This is a genomic window from Rhodovulum sp. (assembly GCF_011048875.1).
GTDB classification, from domain to species: domain Bacteria; phylum Pseudomonadota; class Alphaproteobacteria; order Rhodobacterales; family Rhodobacteraceae; genus Rhodovulum; species Rhodovulum tesquicola.
On sequence record NZ_DSDD01000185.1, the window covers coordinates 1 to 1,794 of the forward strand.

2 protein-coding genes are annotated in these 1,794 nt (G+C 64.8%); one reads left to right on the plus strand and one right to left on the minus strand.

The annotated features are described in order from the left end of the window. Window positions 1-218: 218 nt before the first annotated feature. Window positions 219-416: a hypothetical protein gene (locus ENN83_RS06350; protein ID WP_287185308.1), complete on the plus strand. Its 198-nt coding sequence runs from the start codon at window positions 219-221 to the stop codon at window positions 414-416. 147 nt (window positions 417-563) lie between these two features. Here the strand turns inward: ENN83_RS06350 and ENN83_RS06355 are convergent. Beyond that, window positions 564-1,794 (minus strand): TonB-dependent receptor domain-containing protein (locus ENN83_RS06355; RefSeq protein ID WP_287185309.1); only part of this gene is annotated, 1,231 nt, incomplete at its 5' end.

Sequence of the window (1,794 nt, forward strand, 5' to 3'; positions counted from 1 at the left end):
TCAAGCGACCGCCCGAAAATATTCAGTCACGGTTTGACTTTGTGGGGGCGTCCGCGCTCAAGGCTGGAATTCCGAGTCAAACGGTCATGAAAGCAATCCCGACAGAATCACTCAACTATATGATTTAATTGCAAAATTTCTTGCCTTTTCGGCAAGCTGAAGCTATATCATACAGGTGACGCCACGGCTGGATGGCGTCCCAAGCGAAGGAGATTAAGATGTCCACGACCACGTGCGCGAGCTGCGCATTCTTCGAAGATCACGCGGCCAACTCGGCGAAGACCCTGGAAGGCGCCGGCCTCTGCCGCTTCAACCCGCCGGTCTCGCAGCCCGAGGCCGATGCCCGTGGCCTGTGGCCGGTCGTCAAGTCCGACGACTGGTGCGGCCATTTCAAAGGGGACAGCAAGGCCGCCTGAGGCCCGAACGCCAGCCAGGTCCGCTCGCAGCCGGCCTTTCAACCCACAGGCCAGCCACGCGAAGCCCCCAGCCAGCTTCGGTCAGGATCGAATGATGAAGGGGCGGTGCCATGCACCGCCCCTTTCCCGTGTCGCCCCAACGCGGCGTCAGAACGTGAACGTGGCCGAAACCTTGAAGCTGCGGCCCGTCTGCGCCAGACCGTTGGGATAGATCGTGTAGTTCCGGTCGAACACGTTGTCGATGCCCGCCCGCAGGACCATGCTGCCAAGGGCACCGCTCTGCGGCGCCCATGTCGCGTAGAGATCGAGCAGCTCGTAACCGTCGCCGGGCGTGCCTGCCGCAGGCACGCGGTCCTGCCGGGCCGCGAAGGTGGCACGCGCCCCGAGTTCCCACCCTTCCCACGGCCGCAGTCCGAGAGTGGCGGTCAGCCGGTCCTGCGGGATCGACCCCAGCCAGTTGCCGTTGTCGCGCTGGCCGCGCGCGAGGCCGAGTCCCGCGTCCATGAACCAGGTGCGGGCGTCATAGTCCAGTTCCGCCTCGAAGCCCCACAACTCGGCGTCCACATTGCCGGAACTCGTGGTGCCGGCCTTGATGTTCACGACCCGCTCGATGTAGTTGTCCACATCGGCGTAATAGGCGTTGACCGAGAAGGCCAACCGGTCACCCGCACGCCAGATCCCGCCGCGTTCGAACCGCGCGCCAAGTTCCACCTGCGTCGACTCCTCGGGTTTGAGGTCCGGGTTCGGCATGAAGAAGTTGTCAGGCGGAAAGCCGACGGGGCTGCCCGGGAAATGCAGCCCGCTGCTGTAAAGCTCGGTCAGCGACGGCGCGCGGAAGGCGCGCGCCAGGTTGCCATAGACCTGCCACGAGTCGCTCGGCCGGTAGCTGAAGCCGATCCGCGGCGAAACGAAATCCTTGCTCACGTCCCTGAGCGCGGGATCGTCCGGCTCTCGTTCGTAGCGGTCCAGGCGCAACCCCGCGATCAGGTCGAGGCGGTCGCCGACCGCGGCCGTGGCCTCGGCGAAGGCACCGTAGGTCGTGGCCTCGGCATCGGGGAAGGCAGGGCGCGGCGCCCCGTTGCGCACCCCCTTCTGGGTGTCGCGCAGCACTTCGAAGCCATAGACGACATCGACCGGCACGCCGAGGTCGAATGTCGATCGGTTGGTGATCTCGAAGCCGAGCGTGTCATAGCTCGTCTTGTCCCGCCGGGGCACCGAAACGCCATCTTCGGTGATGTCCAGCCAGTTGGCGTAGAGCAGCACCGACAGATCGACGAGGTCCGAGTCGAGAGGCGCGTAATCCCAACTGAGCCGCAGGTTCTGCGTCTCGGCTTCGCGATCGACCCGCGGGTTCGACTTGCTCACGACGCCTCTGGAA